This window comes from Cellulosimicrobium sp. NPDC055967, from assembly GCF_042269845.1.
GTDB lineage: Bacteria > Actinomycetota > Actinomycetes > Actinomycetales > Cellulomonadaceae > Cellulosimicrobium.
On sequence record NZ_JBHJYJ010000015.1, the window covers coordinates 37,782 to 59,655 of the forward strand.

23 protein-coding genes and 1 pseudogene are annotated in these 21,874 nt (G+C 75.0%); 12 read left to right on the forward strand and 12 right to left on the reverse strand.

Annotation, left to right across the window (positions count from 1 at the left end):
* Positions 1-10: 10 nt before the first annotated feature.
* Complete coding sequence (locus ACFC2L_RS16740) at positions 11-1,753, reverse strand: acyl-CoA dehydrogenase family protein (protein WP_375825457.1); 1,743 nt, start codon at positions 1,751-1,753, stop codon at positions 11-13.
* A gap of 88 nt (positions 1,754-1,841) precedes the next feature.
* A complete protein-coding gene (locus ACFC2L_RS16745) occupies positions 1,842-2,573 on the reverse strand; it encodes a TetR/AcrR family transcriptional regulator (RefSeq protein ID WP_375825458.1) in 732 nt (243 codons plus the stop codon).
* A gap of 150 nt (positions 2,574-2,723) precedes the next feature.
* On the opposite strand from ACFC2L_RS16745, the gene ACFC2L_RS16750 reads away from it, so the two are divergent.
* Positions 2,724-4,289 (forward strand): class I adenylate-forming enzyme family protein, encoded by a 1,566-nt coding sequence (locus ACFC2L_RS16750; protein ID WP_375825459.1) that lies wholly within the window; start codon positions 2,724-2,726, stop codon positions 4,287-4,289.
* Between the two features lie 25 nt (positions 4,290-4,314).
* On the opposite strand, the gene ACFC2L_RS16755 is transcribed toward ACFC2L_RS16750, so the two are convergent.
* Positions 4,315-4,776: an Lrp/AsnC family transcriptional regulator gene (locus ACFC2L_RS16755; RefSeq protein WP_375825460.1), complete on the reverse strand. Its 462-nt coding sequence runs from the start codon at positions 4,774-4,776 to the stop codon at positions 4,315-4,317.
* A 190-nt stretch (positions 4,777-4,966) separates the two neighbouring features.
* On the opposite strand from ACFC2L_RS16755, the gene ACFC2L_RS16760 reads away from it, so the two are divergent.
* Positions 4,967-6,427, forward strand: coding sequence for an NAD(P)/FAD-dependent oxidoreductase (locus tag ACFC2L_RS16760; RefSeq protein WP_375825461.1), 1,461 nt, complete (start codon positions 4,967-4,969; stop codon positions 6,425-6,427).
* A 139-nt stretch (positions 6,428-6,566) separates the two neighbouring features.
* Here ACFC2L_RS16760 and ACFC2L_RS16765 read toward each other — a convergent pair whose 3' ends face one another.
* The gene (locus ACFC2L_RS16765; RefSeq protein ID WP_087470594.1) at positions 6,567-6,902 is read right to left on the reverse strand and encodes a YnfA family protein; all 336 of its coding nucleotides are present in this window, start codon (positions 6,900-6,902) and stop codon (positions 6,567-6,569) included.
* A gap of 199 nt (positions 6,903-7,101) precedes the next feature.
* Between ACFC2L_RS16765 and ACFC2L_RS16770 the strand changes: the two genes are divergently transcribed.
* The 4 genes from ACFC2L_RS16770 (at position 7,102) to ACFC2L_RS16785 (ending at position 10,035) form a co-directional block, all read left to right on the forward strand.
* On the forward strand, positions 7,102-8,235 hold the full coding sequence (locus ACFC2L_RS16770) for an RDD family protein (protein ID WP_375825462.1): 1,134 nt from the start codon (positions 7,102-7,104) through the stop codon (positions 8,233-8,235).
* 297 nt (positions 8,236-8,532) lie between these two features.
* Positions 8,533-8,778: a hypothetical protein gene (locus ACFC2L_RS16775; protein WP_375825463.1), complete on the forward strand. Its 246-nt coding sequence runs from the start codon at positions 8,533-8,535 to the stop codon at positions 8,776-8,778.
* A 54-nt stretch (positions 8,779-8,832) separates the two neighbouring features.
* Positions 8,833-9,618: a deoxyribonuclease IV gene (locus tag ACFC2L_RS16780; RefSeq protein ID WP_375825464.1), complete on the forward strand. Its 786-nt coding sequence runs from the start codon at positions 8,833-8,835 to the stop codon at positions 9,616-9,618.
* Between the two features lie 3 nt (positions 9,619-9,621).
* Positions 9,622-10,035: a VOC family protein gene (locus ACFC2L_RS16785; RefSeq protein WP_375825465.1), complete on the forward strand. Its 414-nt coding sequence runs from the start codon at positions 9,622-9,624 to the stop codon at positions 10,033-10,035.
* A gap of 63 nt (positions 10,036-10,098) precedes the next feature.
* On the opposite strand, the gene ACFC2L_RS16790 is transcribed toward ACFC2L_RS16785, so the two are convergent.
* Entirely contained in the window at positions 10,099-10,689 is a 591-nt protein-coding gene (locus ACFC2L_RS16790; protein WP_375825466.1) for a hypothetical protein, read from the reverse strand.
* Positions 10,690-10,893: 204 nt separating this feature from the next.
* On the opposite strand from ACFC2L_RS16790, the gene ACFC2L_RS16795 reads away from it, so the two are divergent.
* Genes ACFC2L_RS16795 through ACFC2L_RS16805 form a run of 3 tightly spaced genes read left to right on the forward strand, consistent with a single transcriptional unit; the run spans position 10,894 to position 12,853 of the window.
* A complete protein-coding gene (locus tag ACFC2L_RS16795; RefSeq protein ID WP_375825467.1) occupies positions 10,894-11,580 on the forward strand; it encodes a YceI family protein in 687 nt (228 codons plus the stop codon).
* A gap of 20 nt (positions 11,581-11,600) precedes the next feature.
* Positions 11,601-12,107 (forward strand): sigma-70 family RNA polymerase sigma factor, encoded by a 507-nt coding sequence (locus tag ACFC2L_RS16800; RefSeq protein ID WP_375825468.1) that lies wholly within the window; start codon positions 11,601-11,603, stop codon positions 12,105-12,107.
* Positions 12,104-12,853 carry a zf-HC2 domain-containing protein gene (locus tag ACFC2L_RS16805; RefSeq protein ID WP_375825469.1) on the forward strand — a complete coding sequence of 250 codons (750 nt, stop codon included), beginning with the start codon at positions 12,104-12,106 and terminating at the stop codon, positions 12,851-12,853. The genes ACFC2L_RS16800 and ACFC2L_RS16805 overlap by 4 nt, the downstream gene beginning before the upstream one ends.
* Before the next feature lie 69 nt (positions 12,854-12,922).
* Here ACFC2L_RS16805 and ACFC2L_RS16810 read toward each other — a convergent pair whose 3' ends face one another.
* Positions 12,923-13,372, reverse strand: a complete 450-nt coding sequence (locus ACFC2L_RS16810; RefSeq protein WP_375825470.1) for an Lrp/AsnC family transcriptional regulator — start codon at positions 13,370-13,372, stop codon at positions 12,923-12,925.
* A 105-nt stretch (positions 13,373-13,477) separates the two neighbouring features.
* Here ACFC2L_RS16810 and ACFC2L_RS16815 point away from each other — a divergent pair, with 105 nt between their 5' ends.
* Positions 13,478-14,452: an SMP-30/gluconolactonase/LRE family protein gene (locus tag ACFC2L_RS16815; protein ID WP_375825471.1), complete on the forward strand. Its 975-nt coding sequence runs from the start codon at positions 13,478-13,480 to the stop codon at positions 14,450-14,452.
* Here ACFC2L_RS16815 and ACFC2L_RS16820 read toward each other — a convergent pair.
* Together ACFC2L_RS16820 and ACFC2L_RS16825 are read right to left on the reverse strand one after the other, a co-directional pair.
* A complete protein-coding gene (locus ACFC2L_RS16820) occupies positions 14,428-16,302 on the reverse strand; it encodes a cation:proton antiporter (RefSeq protein ID WP_375825473.1) in 1,875 nt (624 codons plus the stop codon). The genes ACFC2L_RS16815 and ACFC2L_RS16820 overlap by 25 nt on opposite strands.
* A gap of 189 nt (positions 16,303-16,491) precedes the next feature.
* Positions 16,492-17,220 carry a DUF2306 domain-containing protein gene (locus ACFC2L_RS16825; protein WP_375825474.1) on the reverse strand — a complete coding sequence of 243 codons (729 nt, stop codon included), beginning with the start codon at positions 17,218-17,220 and terminating at the stop codon, positions 16,492-16,494.
* 301 nt (positions 17,221-17,521) lie between these two features.
* On the opposite strand from ACFC2L_RS16825, the gene ACFC2L_RS16830 reads away from it, so the two are divergent.
* A complete protein-coding gene (locus ACFC2L_RS16830) occupies positions 17,522-18,037 on the forward strand; it encodes a DinB family protein (RefSeq protein WP_375825475.1) in 516 nt (171 codons plus the stop codon).
* A gap of 360 nt (positions 18,038-18,397) precedes the next feature.
* Positions 18,398-19,069: a peptidase gene (locus ACFC2L_RS16835; RefSeq protein ID WP_375825476.1), complete on the forward strand. Its 672-nt coding sequence runs from the start codon at positions 18,398-18,400 to the stop codon at positions 19,067-19,069.
* A gap of 58 nt (positions 19,070-19,127) precedes the next feature.
* Here the strand turns inward: ACFC2L_RS16835 and ACFC2L_RS16840 are convergent, their stop codons facing one another.
* The 4 genes and pseudogenes from ACFC2L_RS16840 to ACFC2L_RS16855 all read right to left on the reverse strand — a co-directional run bounded on the left by ACFC2L_RS16840 (position 19,128) and on the right by ACFC2L_RS16855 (position 21,852).
* Positions 19,128-19,781 carry a hypothetical protein gene (locus ACFC2L_RS16840; RefSeq protein WP_375825477.1) on the reverse strand — a complete coding sequence of 218 codons (654 nt, stop codon included), beginning with the start codon at positions 19,779-19,781 and terminating at the stop codon, positions 19,128-19,130.
* Positions 19,782-19,786: 5 nt separating this feature from the next.
* A pseudogene (locus ACFC2L_RS16845) lies at positions 19,787-21,063 on the reverse strand (glutamate decarboxylase).
* A 58-nt stretch (positions 21,064-21,121) separates the two neighbouring features.
* Complete coding sequence (locus tag ACFC2L_RS16850) at positions 21,122-21,499, reverse strand: SHOCT domain-containing protein (protein WP_375825526.1); 378 nt, start codon at positions 21,497-21,499, stop codon at positions 21,122-21,124.
* Positions 21,500-21,531: 32 nt separating this feature from the next.
* Positions 21,532-21,852, reverse strand: coding sequence for an SHOCT domain-containing protein (locus ACFC2L_RS16855; protein ID WP_375825478.1), 321 nt, complete (start codon positions 21,850-21,852; stop codon positions 21,532-21,534).
* Positions 21,853-21,874 lie beyond the last annotated feature (22 nt).

Genomic DNA, 21,874 nt, shown 5'->3' on the forward strand with positions numbered 1-21,874 from the left:
CGACCCCGGCTCACGCGCCCGCGTGCCGGGCGAGGATCGCGTGCGCGTCGGTGCCGCCGGGCAGGACGCCGTAGCCGTGGCCGCGGTCCTCCCCGAGGCGCGCCGCGACGAACGCGTCGGCCGTGCCCGACGGCGCGTGCCGCACCACGAGCGACGCCTGGAGCGCGAGCGCGAGCGACTCCACCACGCGACGGGCCTGCGCCTGCTGCGCCCCGGCGTCGGCCCCCGCGACCTCCGCGAGCAGCCGGCGCGTACTCGCGACGTGCGCGTCGAGGAGAGGGTGCGCCCCCGCCGTCGTGCCCAGCTCGGCCTGGAACGCCGCGACCGACTCCGGCTCGCGACCCATGGCGCGCAGCACGTCGAGCGCGATGACGTTGCCCGACCCCTCCCAGATCGCCATGACCGGCTGCTCGCGGTAGCGGCGCGCGAGCGGGAACGCCTCGGTGTAGCCGTTGCCCCCCAGGCACTCCATCGCCTCGTACGCGTGGTGCGGCCCGCGCTTGCACACCCAGTACTTGCTCACGGCCGTCGCGAGGCGGCGGAACGCGCGGTCGTGCTCGGTCTCGCCGTCGTGCGCGGCGGCGAGGCGCACCGACGTGAGCGTCGCGGCCTCGGACTCGAGCGCGAGGTCCGCGAGCACCGCGGTCATGGCGGGCTGGTCGACGAGCGCCGCGCCGAACGCGCTGCGGTGCCGTGCGTGCCACAGCGCCTCGGTGACCGCCTGGCGCATGCCCGCAGCCGAGCCGTGGACGCAGTCGAGGCGCGTGCGCGACACCATCTCGATGATCGTGCGCACCCCGCGCCCGGGTTCGCCGACGAGGAACCCGACCGTGCCGTCGAGCTCGATCTCCGACGACGCGTTCGACCGGTTGCCCAGCTTCTCCTTGAGGCGCTGGATGCGGAACACGTTGCGCGTCCCGTCCTCCAGCACGCGCGGCACGAGGAAGCACGACGGGGCGTCGTCGCCGCCGCGCGCGACCCCGCCCGGCCCGCCCGGGACCTGGGCGAGCACGAGGAACGCGTCCGACATCGGCGCCGAGCAGAACCACTTGTGCCCGGTCAGCAGGTAGGCGCCGTCCGCCTCGGCGGGCACGGCCGTCGTCGCGTTCGCGCGCACGTCCGAGCCGCCCTGCTTCTCCGTCATCGCCATGCCGACGAGCGCGCCGGGCTTGCTGCCCGGGGCCGCGAGGGCGCCGTCGTACCCGCGCGCGAGCAGCCGCGGCTCCCACACCGCGGCGAGCGACGGCGCGTGCCGCAGCGACGGCACCGCCGCGTGCGTCATGGAGACCGGGCACGCGTGGCCCGGCTCGACCTGCGCGAACAGCGAGAACACCGCGCCCCGCACGACGTTCGCCCCCGGCCCGGGCTCCGCCCACGCGCTCGTGTGCGCGCCGTGCGCGACGGCCGCCCCGATCACCTCGTGGTACGCGGGGTGGTACTCGACCTCGTCGACGCGGTTCCCGCGGCGGTCGTGCGTGCGCAGCACGGGCTCGTGGACGTTCGCGAGCTCGGCCGCGCGCTGGAAGTCGCCCGTCCCGACGAGCGCGCCGACCGCGACGAGCTGGCCCTCGCCCCACGCCCCGCCGTACGCGTGCACCGCCTCGCGCAGCACGGGGTGGTCGAGGTACTCGTTGACCCCCTCGCGCTCCGGCGGCTGGTTGGTCACACGGTGCGTGACGTGCGGCGCGGGGTGCGCGCCGTCGGCCGGGTCGACGGCGGGACGCGTGGCGGGGGTGGTGTCGGTCGGGGTCATGGTGTGTCCTCCTGCGGCTCTGCGGGTGGCTCGGGGTCGGGACGCCGCCGGGCGGCGCCCGGAGGGTTCGGGGCTGGTCGGGCAGACGTCAGGCGGGGGCCGATGCAGGGGCGGCGGCCGCCGCCCGGGCGCCGACGGCGCCCAGGCAGAAGCGCAGGATCGTCGCGACGACGGCGTCCCGCACCGCGGGCGGGACCGTGCCGTCGGAGGCGGTCGGGCCGCCACCCGCGAGCGGGACCGTGCGGTCGGAGGCGGTCGGGCCGCCACCCGCGAGCGGGGAGAGCGGACCGGTGAGCGACTCGCCGATCGCGCCGACGAGGGCGGTCGCGACGACCGCGACGTCCTGGTCGGGGATCTCCCCGGCGTCGACGCCGGCGCGCACGACGTCCGCGAACGTCTCGGCGTACGCGCGCCGGTACTCCAGGCGTGCGGCGTCGACGGCCGGGTGGACGGGCTCGAGCAGCAGCGCCCACGCGAGCGTCGGACCGCGCAGGGCGCGCCGCGCGAACGTCTCCACGGCGCGGGCGAGGCGCGCGACGGTCCGCCCGCCCGGGAGGTCGTCGGGGCGGGCCGCGGCGGCGGAGCGCACGGCGTCCAGCTCGACGTCCGCCGCCTGCCGGAACACGGCCACGAGCAGGTCGGCCTTGGTCGGGAAGTACGAGTAGACGCCGCCGGTGCTCACCCCCGCGCGCGTGGCCAGCGCCTGCACGCTCGCCCCGGCGAACCCGTGCTCGGCGACGATCGTGCGCGCCGCGGCGAGCAGCGCCTCGCGCTTGCGCTCGCGGGCGGCACGCGTGGCGGGCGTCTCGCGGTAGGGCACGGTTCCTCCGTCGTCGTCGAGGGTGCGCCGCGTCGTCGCGGCTTCCCACCAAGAATTGAACCATGATTCAATTCATCGCGGCACCGGCCCCGTCCGGGCCGCCGAGACGGCGTCGACGACGACGCCGGGCAGGACGTCGAGGAGGACGACATGCACCTGGGCAGCATGCTGGAGAGCACGGCACGCAAGGTCCCCGCCAAGGAGGCGCTCGTGCTGGGCGAGCGCCGGCTCACCTACGCCGAGCTGGACGACGCCGCGCGTCGCGCGGCCGCCGTGTTCCGCGACGCCGGGGTCCGCCCGGGCGACCGCGTCACCGTCATGACGTTCAACACCCCCGGCTTCGTCGTCGCGGCGTTCGGCCTGTGGCGCGCGGGCGCCGTGCTCGTCCCCGTCAACCACAAGCTCCAGGCGCCCGAGGTCGCGCGGCTCGTCGCCCACAGCGGCGCCGTCCTGGGCGTCGCGGACGCGAGCCTGGCTCCCGTCGTGAGCGCCGCCGCGCCCGCGGTGCGCTGGCTGTGGACGGAGACGGACGCCGTCGGGCACGGGGCGGCAGGCGCCGAGGGGACGCCGGGGCCCGACGACTTCGACGCGCTGGTCGCGGCCGCCGAGGCGTGGGACGGCGTCCCGCCCGACCAGGACACCATCGCGCAGGTGCTCTACACGTCCGGCACGACGGCGGCCCCCAAGGGCTGCGAGCACACCCACCGCGGGCTGAGCTCGGTCGCGGCGTACACGACGGCCGCCGTCGGGCTGCGCGCGGACGACCGGTTCCTCCTCGCGATGCCGATCTGGCACGCGTCACCGCTCAACAACTGGTTCCTGTCGATGGTGTTCCTCGGCGGGACGACCGTGCTGCTGCGCGAGTACCACCCGATCGAGATGCTGCGGACGGTCGAGGCCGAGCGCACGACCGCGTTCTTCGGCGCGCCCATCGCGTACGTCGCGCCGCTCCAGATCGCCGCCGCGCAGGGCATCGACCTGTCGACGTTCGACCTGTCGAGCGCGCGGCTGTGGCTCGCCGGCGGCGCGCCCGTCGGCGCGGACACGGTCCGGGCGATCCGGGCCGCCTACCCGGGCGAGCTGCACCAGGTCTACGGCATGAGCGAGATGGGGCCGGTCGGCACCGCGCTCGGCCCGGCCGACCAGGAGCGCAAGGCGGGCTCGATCGGCCACGCCGGGATGCCCGGCGTCGACGTGCGGGTCGTGGACCTCGACGGGGACGACGTCGGCCCCGGCGGGACCGGGGAGATCTGGCTGCGGTCGGACACCCGGATGGTCGGCTACCTCGACGACCCCGAGGCGACCGAGGCCGTGTTCGTCGGCGACTGGTACCGGACGGGCGACGTCGTGCGCGTCGACGAGGACGGGTACCTCTTCATCGTCGACCGGCTCAAGGACGTCATCATCACCGGCGGCGAGAACGTGTACTCGCAGGAGGTCGAGGAGGCGCTGCGCGGGTCGCCGGAGGTCGCGGACGTCGCCGTCGTCGGCCGCCCGCACGCCGACTGGGGCGAGACCGTCGTCGCGTTCGTCGTCCCCGCCCCCGGGACCGAGCCGTCCCTCGACTCGCTGCGCGCGTTCCTCGCCGACCGGCTCGCGCGCTACAAGGTGCCGCGCGACGTCGTGCTCGTCACCGAGCTCCCGCGCAACCCCTCCGGCAAGCTCACCAAGCACGTGCTGCGGTCGCGCGTGCGCGAGGAGGCGACCGCCGGCTGAGCCGGTGCCGGGGCGCGACGGGACGTCAGGGACGCGCGTGCTCGAAGATCACGGTCGTGCTCGTCCCGGCGACCTCGGGCCGCACGCTGAGCGTCCGGGACACCAGGTCGCGCAGGGCGTCGGAGTCGGCGACCGCGACGTGCAGGAGGAAGTCGCGGTCGCCGGTGACGAAGAAGACGCCCTCGACGTCGGGCAGCGCGAGCAGGTAGTCGCGGAACGCCTCGAGGCCCTTGCGTGCCCCGGCCTGGAGCCGGATCGCGATGAGCGCCTCGAGCCCGCGGCCCAGCGCGGCCGGGTCGACGTCGGCCCGGAAGCCGCGGATCACGCCGCGCTCCACGAGCGCGCGGACGCGCGCGTGACAGGTCGACGCGGCGATGCCGACGCGGGCCGCGATCGCCGCGTTCGTCGCGCGTGCGTCGGTCGCGAGGACGTCGAGGATGCGGCGGTCGACGTCGTCCAGGACGGCGGGTCGAAGATCCTTCGGCACGGGGAGCCTCCTCTGGCAGTTCTACGAAGGTCGCGACGGTCGATTCCTATCGTCACGACGATCCTTCGGCACATCTTGCCGCACGCCGAAGGATCCACCACCCTGGAGTCGTGCGGCACCATCCCGCCGCACGCCAGCCACGCGCCCGCCTCGCCACCCGCGAGGCGGGCGTCGGTCGAAGGAGCCCGGCGTGAGCACGACCTCTCGTCCCCGTCCCCGTACCCGTGACGCCCGGCCCGCGGCGCCGGGCCGAGCGCCCCGCACGGCGATCGTCGTCGGCGCCGGCATGGTCGGCCTCGCCACCGCCTGGCACCTGCAGGAGCAGGGCGTCGAGGTCACCGTCGTCGACCGCGAGGGCGTCGCCGCCGGGTCGTCGTGGGGCAACGCCGGGTGGCTGACCCCCGGCATGGCGATGCCGCTCGCCGACCCGTCCCTGTGGACGTACGGCCCGCGCGCCCTCCTCGACCCCGCCGCGCCCCTGCACGTCCCGCTGCGGTTCGACCCGCGCCTGTGGTCGTTCTTCGCGCGTTTCATGGCGCACGCGACGCAGCGCCGCTGGGACCACGCGATGGCGGCCCTCACCCCGATCGACCGCGTCGCGCTCGACGCGTTCGACGAGCTCGCCGCGGGCGGGAGCTTCGGGCACGGCGTCGAGGCCGCGACCACGCCCGGGCCGTTCACCGTCGCGTTCGAGCACGTGCGCGAGGCGCGGCCGTTCCTCCGCGAGCTCGAGCACGTCGCCGCCGCCGGCCAGACCGTGCCCGTCCGGCGCGTCGAGGCCGGGGAGCGTGCGCACCAGCTCACCGACAGCGTCTCCACCGTCTACGCCCTCGAGGGCCAGCGGTTCCTCGAGCCCGGACCGTTCGTCCACGCCCTGGCCGACTCCGTGCGCGCCCGCGGCGGGCGGATCCTCACCGGGCTCGAGGTCCTCGACGTCGAGCCCGGCCGCCTCGGCGCGTGCGTCTACGCACGCGCGGTGCACCCCGACGCCGCCGCGCACCCCGCGCTCGTCGGCGCGACGCGCGGGTCCGGAGCCGCCCGGGCGGCGGGCGCGACGACCGGGCGGAGCGACGCCGTCGGGCCGGAGGCCGCGGAGCCCCGCCGCGCCGGGTCCCCCACCGAGCGCGAGGAAGGGGTCGTGCTGCGCGGCGACGCCGTCGTGCTCGCGACGGGTGCGTGGCTCCCGACGCTCGCCGCGCCGCTCGGCGTGCGCACGCGCGTCCAGGCCGGGCGCGGCTACTCGTTCACCGTGAAGACGGACGAGCCCGTCGAGACGCCGATCTACCTGCCCGCGCGCCGCGTCGCGTGCACCCCGTACCAGGGGCGGTTCCGCATCGCGGGGACCATGGAGTTCCGCGGCCCGGACGAGCCGCTCCAGCCGCGCCGCATCGAGGCGATCCTCGCGTCCGTACGGCACCTGTTCCAGGGCGTCGACCTCGACGACCGCCACGACGAGTGGGTCGGGTCGCGCCCCGTCACGCCCGACGGTCTCCCGCTCGTCGGCGCGACACGCACCCCCGGCGTCTACGTCGCGGGCGGCCACGGCATGTGGGGCATCGTCCTCGGCCCGGCCACCGGCCGCGCGCTCGCCCACCTCATCACGACGGGCGAGACCCCGGACGAGATCCGCCCCTTCGACCCCCTGCGCTGACCACCCCACCCCGCGCCGAGCACGACGTTGCTGTCGTTATCGGGCCGATAACGACAGCAACGTCGTGCTCGACCGGGAGCAGGGTCGTGGTCGACGGCGTCGGGTGGGTCGCGAAGGAGCGGCGCCCGCCAGGCTGTGGCTACTCCGGGCGCGGCGCGTACATGATGACCGCGACGCCGGCGAGGCAGAGCAGCGCGCCGACGACGTCCCACCGGTCCGGGCGGAAGCCGTCCACGACCATGCCCCACGCGAGCGAGCCGGCGACGAACACCCCGCCGTACGCGGCGAGGATGCGGCCGAAGTTCGCGTCCGGCTGGAGCGTCGCGACGACGCCGTAGAGCCCGAGCGCGACGACGCCCGCCCCGATCCACAGCCAGCCCCGGTGCTCGCGCAGGCCCTGCCACACGAGCCACGCCCCGCCGATCTCCAGCAGCGCGGCGAGCACGAACAGCGGGATCGAGCGCGCGAGGTCCATGCGCGCCAGCGTAGGCCCGCTCGGACACCCGCCGTCGAGCACGACCCTGCTCCCCGTCGAACACGACATCGATGTCGTTATCGCCCCGATAACGACACCGATGTCGTGTTCGGCGGGAGAGCCGGGCGGGCCGGCGGGCCCGGGGCGGGCAAGGGGCGGGCCGCTTCCCGGGGGGCGGGGTCTCTGACAGGATCGGCCGGTGGCCATCGACGCTCCGACCGGCAGGGGGCCGACGCACGACGTCGGAGCCGGAGACCTCGATCCGGCGCTGCCCGGGTTCGGCCCGGAGCCGACGCGCGAGGAGTACGCGAGCTGGTCCCGCCGCGTCGTCGCGTCGCTGCTCGACACGGCGATCGTCGCGACGGTGCTGTTCCTCGCGGTCGGGCCCGCCTACGAGGTGGCCTGGCTCCCCGGGATCAGCTTCGGCGTGACCGCGAGCACCGTGGTCCCCGGCGGGACCTGGTGGGCTCTCGGCACCGCGGCCGCGCTCTTCGCCCTCCAGGGCTGGACCGGGGCGACGCCCGGCAAGCGGACGGTGGGGATCGTCGTCGTGCACGACGCCACCGGACGGCCCGCCGGCGTGATCCGCACCGTCCTGCGACAGCTGGCCCACGTCCTCGACGCGATCCTGTACATCGGCTTCCTCCGCCCGCTGTGGCACGCGCAACGTCGGACGTTCGCCGACTCGCTGTGCAGCACGGTCGTGCTGCGGCAGGTCCGCCCGCCCGTGCCGTTCCTCGGCCCTGGCACCGGGCTCGGGGGCCCGACGCCGTCGCGCACCGTCACGGCCGTGGCGACGGTCCTGTCCGTCGGGAGCGCGGTGTTCATCCTGGGTCCCTCCACGTCCACCGCGGGGGACGTGTGGACGTCGACCTGCACGCCGGCCGTGGAGGACACCTCCCCGCTGGCGGTCGGGGACGTGCAGGTCGTCGCCTGGTCGACGCCGGGGACGGAGTCGCGATGGGGCGTGACGCGGACGACGCCCGCGCCGGAAGGAGCCGGCGACGAGTCCGGCCTCGACGCGTCGTTCGCGGTCGACCTCGACCTGGACGCCACGCCCGACCAGCCTCTCGACGCCGCGCTCGTCCTGCGCCTCGAGACCTGGCAGGGCGACGACCTCGGCACGTTCGAGTCGCCGTTCCGGGTCGAGCAGCGCGCCGACGGCAGCGGCGAGTGGGAGGTCGTCGCACCCACGCCGGACGGCTCCGGGCTCGACCGGGTCCACGTCCCGGCGGCGACGGTCGCCGCGCTCCCGACGGCGTGGAGCTGGGAGGCCTCGGTCGTCGTCGAGGGCGAGACCGTAGCGACGTGCGGGGCTCGCGGCCCGTCCTGACCACCCGCCTCCAGGACGAGACCCCCCGAAGCCCCCGGACGAGCACGACCCCACCCGCCGTCGAGCACGACGTGGGTGTCGTTATCCGCCGTATAACGACACCCATGTCGTGCTCGACGCCGGGGCGGGCCGCATCACGGAGCAACAGGACGGCTGCAACACTGCCGAAACGCCTCGGACGGCCGGATGAAACGTCGCCGGCGCACGATGGGGGTGCGCCGGGCCACGAGCCCGGCGCACCAGCATCCGTCCCGACCTCGCGGCCGCCCTGCGCGACCGCGGACCGAGGAGGCCACCGTGCCGGACAACCGCCCGCTCTTCTCCGCCCCGTCGACGACGACCGCTCCCACGACGGCGGACGGACTCCGACCCGGCGACCACGGCATCACCCTGGACCCCGACTCCCGCGACGCGACGCGGCGTCGGGCCAACCCCGGCGACGAGCTCACCGTGGACCCCGCCGACCGCCGTCGCCGCGCCCGCGCCGCGCTGCTCGACCTGCGCCGCGACGTCGTCCGCCGCAGCAGCGCCACCGGGTGGTGAGCCCCCGGGCGTCGGAGCGGCACGACGTGGGAGGCGACGCGTAGGTTGGTCCCCATGCGGATCGGAGCCCACCTCGACCAGTCGGACGTCGTCGCGCAGGCAGCGAGCATCGGCGCGGACGTCGCCCAGATCTTCCTCGGTGACCCCCAGTCCTGGAAGGGACCGGAGTTCACGTTCCCGGGCGGCGCGGAGGCCCTGAAGGACGCCGCCGCGGCGGCGGACCTCGAGCTCGTGGTGCACGCGCCGTACGTCATCAACGTCGCGAGCCCCAACAACCGCATCCGCATCCCGAGCCGCAAGCTGCTCCAGCAGATCGTCGACGGTGCGGCGGCGGTCGGCGCGACGGGCGTCGTGGTCCACGGCGGGCACGTCACCGCGAAGGAGGACCCGGAGAAGGGGTTCGACAACTGGCGCAAGGCGATCGACGCGCTCCAGACGGACGTCACCGTGTACATCGAGAACACCGCCGGGGGCGACTTCTCGATGGCCCGCCGCCTCGACCGGATAGAAGGCCTCTGGGCGGCCGTCCAGCAGGCCGACGGCGCCGAGAACGTCGGGTTCTGCCTCGACACGTGCCACGCGTGGGCGGGCGGCATCGACCTCACGACGGCGGTCGACCAGGTCCGCGCGATCACGGGCCGCGTCGACCTCGTGCACCTCAACAACAGCCGCGACACCGCGGGCTCCGGCGCCGACCGCCACGCGGGCCTCACCGCCGGGACGATCGACCCGGAGCTCCTGCTCGGGGTCGTGCGCGCCGCCGGGACGTCGGTCGTGTGCGAGACGCACGCGGACGTGCCCACCGACGTCGCGTGGCTGCGCGAGCAGCAGCTCGGCTGAGCCGTGGGAGACCCGCGCCCGCTGCGGCTCCGCAACGTCACCGTCGACGCACGCGACCCCCGCGCGCTCGCGGAGTTCTACCGTCGCCTCACCGGCTGGGAGTACACCCCCGGCCACGAGGTCGCGGACCCGGCCGGCGACGACTGGCTCTCGCTCCAGGTCCCGGGCGGCGCGTCGCGCCTCGCGTTCCAGCGGTCCGACGCCGACGTCCCGCCGTGGCCCGGCGGCGCCCGGGTGCACGTCGACCTCGACGTGCCTGACCTCGGGACCGCGCACGAGCACGCGCTCGCGTGCGGCGCGCGCCCGCTCACGGGGACGCCGGAGGAGGAGGGCCACCCTGACGACCTCTTCCGCGTCTACGCGGACCCCGAGGGCCACCCGTTCTGCCTGAGCTCGCCGCCGCTCGACCACGCGTGACCGGACGCGGGCGGGACGCGGGCCGGGCGCGGCAGCCGTCGCCGCACGCGGTCCGTAGCCCGGTCAGTAGCCCGACCCCGTCGCGGGTGCGGCGTCCATGATCTCGGTGCCGTCCGGCGCGACGACGTACCAGACGCCGTTGACGCCCTGACCCGACACGTCGCCCGGGCCCTGGTCGGCGGCGTACGTGTAGAGCGGACGGCCGTCGAGCGTGATCTGCAGCTCGCCGTCGACCCCGGTGATGGTCCCGACCTCGGCCGTGACGCCGTCGACCTCGGGGTCGACGCTCGCCGCGTGGACCGCGGGCCACGCGGCGGCGCACTCGCCCTCGCACGCGCTCTCGCCCGAGCCCGGCGTGTCCTTGTCGAAGTAGTAGACCGTCATGCCCTGGCCGTCGACGACGACGGTGCCGAGCGAGGAGTCGGCCGTGCCCAGGGCCGGCCCGGAGCCCGCGCCGTCGCCGGTCGCGCCGTCGCTCGTCGTGCCGGAGTCCGTGGACCGGCTGCTCCCGCCTCCGCCGTAGAGGCCGCCTCCCCCGCCGGAGCATCCGCCGAGCACGCCGGTCAGCACGCCGACCAGCCCGGCGACGAGCACGACGGTGGGGGCGGCGCGGACGGTCCGTGCCGGGGCTGTGGTGGTCAGGGTGCGACGCATGTCGACTCCTCGAGAGGGCGGTCGGGGTCGCGAGCACGGCCCCTACTCCCACGACGGCGCGGCGCCCCGCGAGGTTCACCCGGCCGCCGCGCGTCCCGTCGAGCGGCCGGCACGGACGTCCGGACAGGTCGGGGTGAACCGATCGGCCGACCGCCTCGTCTTCCTGGGTGACGGGGTCGACGGAGGATGATCGGAGGAACGGACGTGCGCAGGAGGACGAAGGTGCTCGTGGGTGTCGGGGTCGGTGTCGCGGTGCTGGGCGGTGCCGCGGTCGTGGTCGGCCCCGGCCTGTACGCGGACTGGTCCAACCGCGCCGCGGCCGAGGAGCCCACGCTCGACGCGCCGTCGGGCGACGCGGGCGCCCTGGACCCGGCGAGCCTCGCGGGCGGCTGGACCGTCGCGGACGGCTCGTTCGCGGGGTACCGCGTCCACGAGGTGCTGCAGGGCGAGGACGTCACCGTGACCGGCCGGACGGACCAGGTCACAGGGTCGTTCACCGTCGCGGACGGCGCGCTCACCGCGGCGACGGTCGAGGTCGACATGGCGAGCGTCGCGACGGACGAGCCGCCGCGGGACGCCTACTTCCGCGGCTCCGCGCTCGACGTCGGGACGTTCCCCACCGCGACGTTCGCCCTGACCGAGCCCGCCGACCTCCCGACGGGCACCGCCGACGTCGAGCTCACGGGCGACCTGACGATCCACGGCGTGACGCGGCCCGTCACGGTCGATGCCCAGGTCGGCACGACCGCCGACGGCGTCCAGGTGGTCGGGAGCGTCCCGATCACGTTCTCCGACTTCGACGTCCAGGCGCCGAGCCTCGGGTTCGTCACGGTCGACGACGCGGGCAGCGTCGAGTTCGGCCTCGACCTCGTGCCGTCGGCCGGGTCGTGACGGACGGGGAGGCGCCGCGCGTGCGCGCCGACGCCGACGACCTGCTGCGGGCGGTCCACGCCGCGCACGGTCCCGCGCTGGAGCGCTACGTCGCGCGCCTCACCGACGACCCCGCGCAGGCGCAGGACGTGGTCCAGGAGACCCTGCTGCGGGCGTGGCGCCATCCCGAGGTGCTGGGGCGCCCGGAGGGCTCGGTGCGCGCGTGGCTCTTCACCGTCGCGCGGAACCTCGTCGTGGACGAGCTGCGCAGCGCGCACCACCGCCGCGAGCTCGCGAGCGCCGACGTCCCCGACCACGGCGAGGCGGACGCGACGCAGGCCGTCCTCGACGCGTGGCTCGTCGCCGACGCGCTCGTGTCGCTCTCCCCCGAGCACCGGGCCGTCGTCGTCGACGCGTACTACCACGGGCGTTCCGTGGCCGAGATGGCGTCGGCGCACGGCGTCCCGCCCGGGACCGTGAAGTCCCGCATGCACTACGCGCTCCGCGCGCTGAGGCTCGCGCTGCAGGAGAAGGGAGTCTCGTCATGACCGCCACCCCTCCCCCGGACCCGTACCGCGAGTGGGACGCGGCGTACGTGCTGGGTGCGCTCAGCCCGCGCGACCGGCGCGCGTTCGAGCAGCACCTCACGTCGTGCCCCGCGTGCCGGGAGGCGGTCGGCGAGCTCGCCGGCATGCCCGGGATCCTCGGCATGCTCACCGCGGAGCACGCCGACGCGCTCGTGGACGGCGCCGGCTCTCGCACGCTCTCCAGCGCACCGGGCGTCGTGCGCGGCGACGCGCCGGACGGGGACGACGGCACCGTCGTCCCGCTCGCGGCCGTCGCGGCACGCGCGCGGCACCGCCAGGTCCGACGTCGCGCGCTGCTCTCGGCGGCCGCCGTCGGGCTGGTCGTGGCGGGCGGCGTGGGCGGCGCGGCGGTCACGCGGCCGGACGTCGCCGCGCCCCCGGTCGCGACCGCGACGACCGAGGTCGCGCTGGAGCCGGTCGGGGCGGCGGACGTGCGCGCCGACCTCACGCTGACCCCGGCCGCGTGGGGCACGCGTCTCGACTGGTCGTGCTCGTACCCCGTCGGGGAGTGGGAGGACGGTGCGACGTACCAGCTCGTCCTCGTGGACGACGCCGGCGCCCGGGAGGTCGTCGCCACGTGGTCGTCCACCGAGGCGGGGACCTCGGACGGGCTCGGCGCGTCGTCCGCCGTCCCCGTCGACGGCATCGCACGCCTCGAGCTCGGCGTCGTGGGGGTCGATGGCCCGCTGGCCGCGGCCGACGTGTGACGTCCCCGGCCCGGCGCCCGGCGGACGCCGCCGCGCGGTCAGGCCGGCGGGAGGGACGCCGCCGCGCGGTCAGGCCGGCGGGGTGGCGGGCGAGACCGGTCGCTCGAAGAAGGTCTCGAGGACGACGACGGACTGGGTCCCGCTGACGCCGTCGACGGCGTGGATCCGGCGCAGCACGTCCTGCAGCTGCTCGGTGGTGGCGGTCCGGACCTTGACCAGCACGGACGCCGTGCCCGCCGTGACGTGCGCCTCGACGACCTCGGGGATCGCCGCGAAGTCGTCCCCGGAGCTGCCCATCCAGGCGTCGGAGTCGACCATCACGTAGGCGAGCAGCGCCCCGCCGACCGCAGCCGGGTCGACGTCGATCGTGGTGCGACGGACGACGCCCCGCGCCCGGAGCTTGCGGACGCGCTCGTGCGCGGCGCCGGCCGAGAGGCCCACGGCCTCTCCCAGCGTCGCGTACGACTGCGTCGCGTCGCGCTGGAGCTGGACGAGCAGCTCACGGTCGAGGTGGTCCACGACTTCTCCGTCCGTTCGGCGATGACTTGCAAGGACAGTATCCCATCACCCAATCTTCTCGCTGTACCGAAGATTGTTCTTCGTTCTACGCGATGGGGTGGATGGATGAGTTCTCGTAGTCCGCTGTACGAGATGTTCGACGAGCGCTTCCGTACCGGACGCTGCATGAACGGCGACGCAGACCTGGAGGTCCTGTACACCGGGTGCCGATGGGCCGAGGGCCCGATCTACGTCCCGGCCTGGAGTCAGGTCGTCTGGAGCGACATCCCCAACGACCGGATGCTGCGCTGGGACGAGGAGAGCGGCGACGTCCGGGTCTTCCGCCGCTCCGCCGGGCACAGCAACGGCAGCACGCTCGACCAGCAGGGCCGCCTGGTCACGTGCGAGCAGGGCAACCGCCGCGTGACCCGGACCGAGCACGACGGCTCGGTCACGGTCCTCGCGGACCGCTGGGACGGCCGACGCCTCAACAGCCCGAACGACGCGGCCGTCCGGTCCGACGGCACCGTCTGGTTCTCGGACCCCGACTTCGGGATCACGAGCGACTACGAGGGGCACCGGGCGTCGAGCGAGATCGGTGCGAACAACGTCTACCGCCTCGACCCGACCACGGGGGACGTGCGCCTCGTCGCGGACGATCTCGGCGCGCCGAACGGGCTCGTGTTCTCACCCGACGAGCGACAGCTCTTCGTGTCCGACACCCGTGCCGGCCACGTGCGCGTCTACGACGTGCGCGACGACGGCACGCTCTCCCCCGGGCGCGTCTTCGCGGAGGCGGCCGGCCGTCCCGCCGCGCGCTTCGACAACCTGCGCTTCGACGCGGACGGGCGGCTGTGGGTGGCCGCCATGGACGACGGCGTGCACTGCTACGACCCGGACGGAACCCTGATCGGGCGCCTCGTCGTCCCCGAGGCGGTGTCGAACATCGCCTGGGGCGGACCCAAGCGCAACCGGCTCTTCCTCACCGCCGAGACGAGCCTCTACTCGGTGGTCATGGCCGTCACCGGGCTCCACCCGTCCGGTCCCGGCCGCCGCCCGGACGCGGCCCTCCGCCCTCAGTCGTCGTCGCCCGGGACGTAGGGGCCGCGGCGCAGCTCGAGGTCGATCTGCTCGGCGTCGAGGAGGTCGAGCGCGTGCCGCAGGGCCTGCGAGCTGTACGCGCCCGAGGTCCGCGCGTCGAGCAGCGCGACCCGCTGCGCCGCGATGGCGCGCAGACGCAGCTCCTTGTACTGGGCGAAGAGGTCGGCCGACGTCGCCGCGTCGGTGTCGCGGTTCTCCAGCTCGCGCACGACGTCGCGCCGCACGCGCGCGACGACGTCGCCGTCGTACGTGGTGCCGTCGTCGCGACGCAGGTCGGGCGCGTCGATGACGGCCACGGCGGCGGCGTCGAGCTCGACGCGGACGGCGCCGCGGTCCTCGTCGGCGCGGGTCGACCCGCCCGCCAGCCCCAGCCGGCGCACGACCCACGGCAGCGTGCCGCCCTGGACGACGAGCGTCCCCGCGGCGACCCCGAAGGCGACGAGCACGAGGAACGAGCGCTGCGGCGTGTCCGTGGGCAGGGTCTGCGCCGCCGCCAGCGTCACGACGCCGCGCATCCCGGCCCAGACGAGCAGCGTGCCCTCGCGCCACCCCAGCGGCTCGGCCGTGAGGTAGTCGATGTCGGCCGCGCGACGGCGCAGCGACGACCGCAGGCGGCCCACCCGCTCCGGGGGCGCCTTGGCGACCATCGCGGCGCCCCGTCGCTCCGGGGCCCCGTCCGGCGGTTCCTTCTCGACCGCGGGCGCGACGGGCGCGACGGGCGTCCCGTCCGGGGCGAAGCGCGCGTCGAGCTTCTCCTGCATGCCCTCGATGACGCCGCGCATCGACTCGCCGCGGCGCGCCCGCCGGGCGAGCGAGCGCAGGAGCGTGGCCACGTACGCCGAGCGCACGACCAGGACGACGACGGCGGCGAGCGCCGCGATCGCGACGGCCCGCCACAGGCTCCCGTGCGCCTCCTGCACGTCGGTGACGAGGGCGAACAGCTCGAGCCCCATGAGGAGGAAGACCGTGCCCTCGAGGAGGAGCTCGACGGTGCGCCAGTTCGACTCCTCGGCGAGGCGGTGCTGCGGCCGCAGGTACTTGGCGGCGCCGTTGCCGGTGACGAGCCCGGCGGTCACGACCGCGACGAGGCCCGACGCGCCGAGCTCCTCCGTGGGGAGGTACGCGATGAAGGGGACGACGAACGAGACGGCGGTGCTCAGCGCCGGGTTGACGAGCCGACGTCGCACGGTCAGGCCGAGGAAGCCGACGAGGAACCCGAGGAGCACCGCGACGACGACGGCGAACACGAAGTCGCCCGCGACCGCCCAGAGCGAGAACGCCGGGGCGACGCCGTCGCTGGCCACCGTGAGCGCGATGGCGGCGATCGCCGACCGCAGGAGCACGAGCGCGGACGCGTCGTTGAGCAGGCTCTCGCCCTCGAGCAGCGTCACGACGCGCGGCGACGCGCCGAGGCGCTTGACGATCGACGTCGCGACGGCGTCCGTCGGGCTGACGATCGCGCCGAGCGCGAAGCCCGCGGCGAGCGGGATGCCGGGGATCAGCCACGTGAAGAGGTACCCGAGCAGCACCGTGCTGAGCAGGACGAGCACGACCGAGAGCCCGCTGATCGCCGTGAAGTCCCGCCGGAAGTCCATCGTCGGCAGACCGACCGCCGCCGAGTACAGGAGCGGCGGCAGGATCCCCGCGAGGATCCACTCGGGCTCGAAGTGGATCTCCGGCACCGCGGGGACGAAGCTCACCGCGACGCCGACCGCCACGAGGACCAGCGGTGCCGCCACCCCCGCCCTGGGCGCGAGGACGTTCACGCCGACGATCGCGACGACCGCGAGCGTGCCCACGACGATGAGGGAGAGGATCTGCTCCTCGGTGAGGCTGAACGGGAACTCCATCGGCACCTCCGGCTACCACGGCGCCGCGCCCGGGTCGGCGCGCGCGGGGGACGGGACAACGCTAACCGCCGCACCGCCGTCGGGCCGCGCGCCGACCCGGGTCCGCGCGTCACCCCACCGTGCCGAGCCCGGGGTTGCGCGGTCGACAGACCTGCGCAGCCGGCACCCTGCGCAGGTCGTCGTCGCGGCCTACGAGTCGGGGCTCGTGCGCTGAGGTCGCCGGGCGCGCCGGCGACGGACGAGCAGCTCCGCGACGACGAGGTTGGGCACCCAGGAGAGGAACGGCGCGAGCGCATAGGCACGCTCGAAGGCGACGTCCGGGTCGAGCGCGTCGCCGAGGGCGACCGACTGGGCCGCGACGAGCGCCGTCGTCCACAGGCGCAGCGTCACGCCCGCGTAGGTGAGCGCGAAGCTACGCGTCATCCAGTCCTGGTGAGCGGCCACGTCGCCGCCGCGGACCGTGCGGTACCCGCGCCACGTCGTCCACAGCCACAGCACGGCCAGCGTCCCGAAGCCGAGCGTCCCGACGAGGCCGGCCTGGTTGACCGGGACGAGGACGAGCCCGGCGACGCCGCCGACCGCGACGGCCGCGACGTAGACGCGGCCCGTCCAGCGGTGCACGTCCGGGCGCCGGCGGCGCAGCCCGGCCCAGAGCTGGAACGGGGCGCACACGAGCGCGACCCCGCCCGCGACGACGTGGGCGTAGAACGCGCCGAGCACGAACCCCGGTGCCCCGGCGTACGCGGCGGCGAGCCCGACGTCGTCGCGGGCCAGCGCGGGGAGGGACGCCGTGAGGTACGGGAGGACGGCGAACGCCGCGATCGCGAGCGACGTGAGCGTCAGCGTCGCGACGGCGGTGCGCGCACCCCGGGCGCGGGGAGCGACGGGCACGGGGCGGACGGGCCGGGTGGTGGTCATGTCGGCACCGAACCACGGCGGCTCGCCCCGACGGATCGGGGAACACCCGGATCGTCGCCCTGACCGCTCCCTGAGCGGTGGGCGCGCGAGACCGCGCGTCCGCGCAGCACCCTGTGGACCGCGCGTAGCCGCTCGACCGGATCGTGGACGCGCGCCTGCACGTCGAGCACGGGCACGTCGAGCACGGGCGCGAGACGGGAACCGTCGTCGTCACCCTTCGCTGACGTGCCGTTCGGGTCGCGACCGCGCGCGGGTCGTCGGAGGCTGCTGGGGACGGTGCCCGACGACGAGAGGGAGACACGTGGACGCGCGCACGGTGCTGGAGGACCTGTTCGGCCGGATCGGACCGACGGCGACCCGCGCCATCGACGGGCTCGGGGAGGACGTGCTGACCGCGCGCGTCGACCCGGGCGCGAACACGATCGCCTGGCTGGCGTGGCACCTCGCTCGCGGCCAGGACGCGCAGGTCGCCGCCGCCGTCGGGCGGGAGCAGGTGTGGACGCGCGACGGGTGGGCGAGCCGCTTCGACCTGCCGTTCGACGACCGTGCGACGGGCTACGGGCAGTCCGCCGCCGACGTCGGCCACGTGCGGGCGAGCGACGACCTGCTGCTCGGCTACGTGCACGCCGTGCAGGTCGAGTCGCACGACGTGCTCGCCGCGCTGACGGACGAGGACCTCGACCGCGTCGTCGACGAGGCGTGGGACCCGCCGGTCACGCTCGGCGTCCGGCTCGTGAGCATCGCCGTGGACAGCCTCCAGCACGCGGGCCAGGCCGCCTACGTCCGCGGCGTCCTGGAACGCACGCACCGCGCGTGACGAGCGCCGGCACGACACCTGCAACCAGGTCGCGACCGCGAGAACGACGCTGCACGCCGTCGAGCACGACCTTGCTGTCGCTTTCGCCCTGATAACGACACCGGTGTCGTTCTCGGCGCGGGACATTCACCCGGCATCGAACTGGACGGCCGTTCAGTTCGCTGTCTAGCGTGGGGGCCAGCCGGTGCCCGTACGCTCAGCCCCCTGCCAGTGCGGGCACCGGCGATCACGGCGGTGCCGCCTCACGCGTCCGACACGTCCGCGCCCTTGCCACCCTGAACCGCCTGTTCGGCGGTGGCACGGTCGCGCCCTGGACGGCTCCCGTCGCGCTCGACCGACCACGACCCGACGGGAACCACCATGAGCACCACGACCGGACGCCGCACCCTGGTGCGGGCCACCACCGCCACCCTCGCCGCCTCCGCCGCGCTCCTCGCCGGCCCGGCCGCGCACGCCGCCGAGGATGACACGTACGTGCCGGCCCAGCCGTCGATGCGGCTGACGACGCTCGTCTCGGCGTGCGAGCAGGACGCGGCGTACCTGGACTACGCGATCGAGGTCGAGGGCACCGAGCACGACACGGTGACGGTCACGTGGATCAACCCCGACGGGGAGAGCGTCGTGACGTCCGGGCTGCCGCTGCAGGGTCGTCTGCTGTGGCCGGGCGCCGTCGTGGACGACCAGGGCCAGGGCGTGGACTGGCCGGGGTGGCGCCTCGAGGACGGCGAGTGGGTCCAGGGCGACGAGTACGACTGGGTGCGCCCCGCCGTCGACGTGAGCTTCGAGGTCAACCCGCACGTCCTGGTGACCACGGTCTACCCGCCCTCCTCGCCCGACTGCGCGACGAACCCGCCCGGGCACGACGACCCGGCCGGCGTCGTCCCCGTGTCGAACGAGATCAGCGCGTCCGCGCAGAACCCCAGCCTGGCGGAGACCGGCGCGACGGTCGGCCTGTACGCGGCCCTCGCCGCGGGCCTCGCCGCGGTGGGCGCCGCCATCGTGCTCCTCACGCGCCGCGCGCGCCGGAGCTGATCCAGCCTTCCGCCCGCGAGCGCTGCGCTCCCGGCCGAGCGACGCACCCCGACGTGCGTCACCCGGCCGGGAGCGCGTCGCTCGGCGCGGGCGCGTCGACCGACCGCCGCGACAGCAGCGCCGCGACGAGGAAGCACACCGCCCCGACGAGCGTGCCGGCGTCGTCCCACCACTCGCTCACGTACGTGCCCGTCGCGGGAGAGACGTACGCCCCGACCGCCGACGCGCCGAACGCGACCGAGCCGACCAGGTTGAGCCACGTGCCGTGCCAGGTGCGGGCGTCGACGTCCCACAGGTGCCCGCGGTCGCGCGTCGCGACGACGGCGAACGCCGACGACACGAGGAACGCCACGGACCCGTAGGCGTCCGGCTTCCAGCCCGCGCCGAGCGCCGTCGGGTCGTCGACCGCCGCGACGAGGGCCGCCGTCGTGCTCACGTTGAAGCACAGCGTCCCGACGAGCTGGACGGCCGCCGCCCACCAGTCCCACCGGTCGGCCGGGTGGGTCCCCGCGCGCGGCGGGCGCCGCCCGCTGAGGCCGAGCTGCACGAACGCGGCGGCGGTGAAGAACACCGCGCCGACGACGAACGTCACGTTCGTGGCGACCGCACCGACGGCGTCGGCGTAGGGCGGGAGCGCCCCGACGAGGAAGCACAGCGACCCGACCGCGAACCCCCACGCCTCGCGCCGCAGACGACGCTCCCGCCGGTCCACGACGGTCAGTGGTGGAAGCCCGAGCGCCGGCCCTCGGCGGGCATGGGCGACGTGAGCCCGTCGAGCCACTCCGTCTCGACCCGGATGTCCTCGAGGAGGTCGTCGGCGAGGTCGCGGCTCACGCCGTTGCGCACGACGATGCGCTGCACGGTGAGGTCGGCGAGGTCGTCGGGCATCGGGTAGGCGGGGACCAGCCAGCCCTTCATGCGCAGCCGGTCCGAGAGGTGGTAGAGGTCCCAGTTCTCCGTGTGGCCCGGCTTGAGCCGCCAAGCGAACACCGGGATGTCCGACCCGTCGTTCCACAGGTCGAACGCGCCGATGTCCTCGATCCCGTGCGCGAGGTACTTGGCGACGTCCTGGCACTCCTGCTGGATCGCGGTGTAGCCCTCCCGGCCCAGCCGCAGGAACTGGAAGTACTGGAGCAGCACCTGGGCACCCGGGCGCGAGAAGTTGAGGGCGAGCGTCGGCATGTTCCCGCCGAGGTAGCTCACCCGGAAGACCAGCTCCTCGGGCAGCGCGTCGAGCGTGCGCCACACGACCCAGCCGACCCCGGGGTACACGAGCCCGTACTTGTGCCCCGACGTGCTGATCGAGTGCACGCGCTCCAGGCGGAAGTCCCAGTCGATCTCCGGCTGCAGGAACGGCGCGATCATGGCGCCCGACGCGCCGTCCACGTGGATCGGGACGTCGAGGCCGGTGCGCTCCTGGAGCGCGTCGAGCGCCGCCGCGATCTCCTTCACGGGCTCGTACATGCCCGTGTAGGTCACGCCCAAGATCGCGACGACGCCGATCGTGTTCTCGTCGACGTACTTCTCGAGGTCGTTGCCGTCGAGGCACGGGTGCTCCTCCGAGATCGGCACGTACCGTGCCTCGACCTCGAAGTAGTTGCAGAACTTCTCCCAGCACACCTGCACGGCCGAGCTCATGACGAGGTTCGGCCGGTCCGCCGGCTTCCCCGCCGCCCGGCGCGCGAGCTGCCACCGCCGCTTGAGCGCCAGGCCCCCGAGCATGCACGCCTCGGACGACCCGATGGTCGACGTGCCGATGCAGTCCTGCACGTCCGGCACGTTCCACAGCGACCCGAGGATGCGCCAGCAGTTCTCCTCGACCGCCGCCGTGCGCGGTTGAGGCGCGAGTTGCCGTCCAGCATCACCTCGTCGTGGACCACCTGGTAGGCGGACGTCGGCTCCATCTCGGCGTCCGGCATGGTGAAGCGTGGCGCGACCGCCCGCACGCCGGGTCGCGTGTTGGTCGGGCGCAGGACGTGCTGCTCGTCGGTCATGCTGGTTCCTTCCGACACGCCGGGTTCTGGCTCGTTCGACGGTCCTGACGGGGTCGCGTCAGGCGAGGGCCTTGGCCTTGAGGACGGAGAACTCCTGCGCGTCGATCGCGCCGGCGTCGAGCAGCGCCTTCGCGTCCGCGATCTGCGACGACGGGGACGAGCCCGCGACGCCCCGGATGTACGCGTCGGTCGCCGCCTGGGCGCTCGCCACGCTCTGCGCGTGCCGCTCACCCATGCCCTTGCCGCGCGCGATCAGGTAGACGAGCGCCGACAGGAACGGCACGACGATCAGCGCGAGCAGCCACACCGCCTTCCACCACCCGCTCAGGTGCCGGTCGCGGAACAGGTCCGCGACGATCTGGAAGAGGATCACCAGATACATCACGAAGAAGAACCACCACACCATGAGCCAGAACCAGTCCCAGAAGGTGTCCATGTCCATGCCTTTCGTGTCGGGGTCGTCCTCGCTCAGTCCGCGAGGATGCGTGCCTTCTGCGCCTCGAACTCCGCGGGGCTGAGCACGCCCTGGTCGCGCAGCGCGGCGAGCTGCGTCAGCTGCGCGATGCGGGCATCCATGTCCGGCGCCGCCGCGGGCGCGGGGGCGGGGGGCGCGGCGTAGGTCGGCTGGGGGGCCGCGTACTGCTGCGGAGGCGCGGCGTACTGCGGCTCCTGCGCGCTCTCCTGCGCGGCCCAGCGGCCCGCCTGGCGGCGGGAGACGCGGTTCGAGACGGCGGTCGCGGTTCCGGCGACGACGGCGGTGCGCGCGACGCCGCGGATCAGTCCTGGCACGGGATCCTCCTTAGGGCGGCCG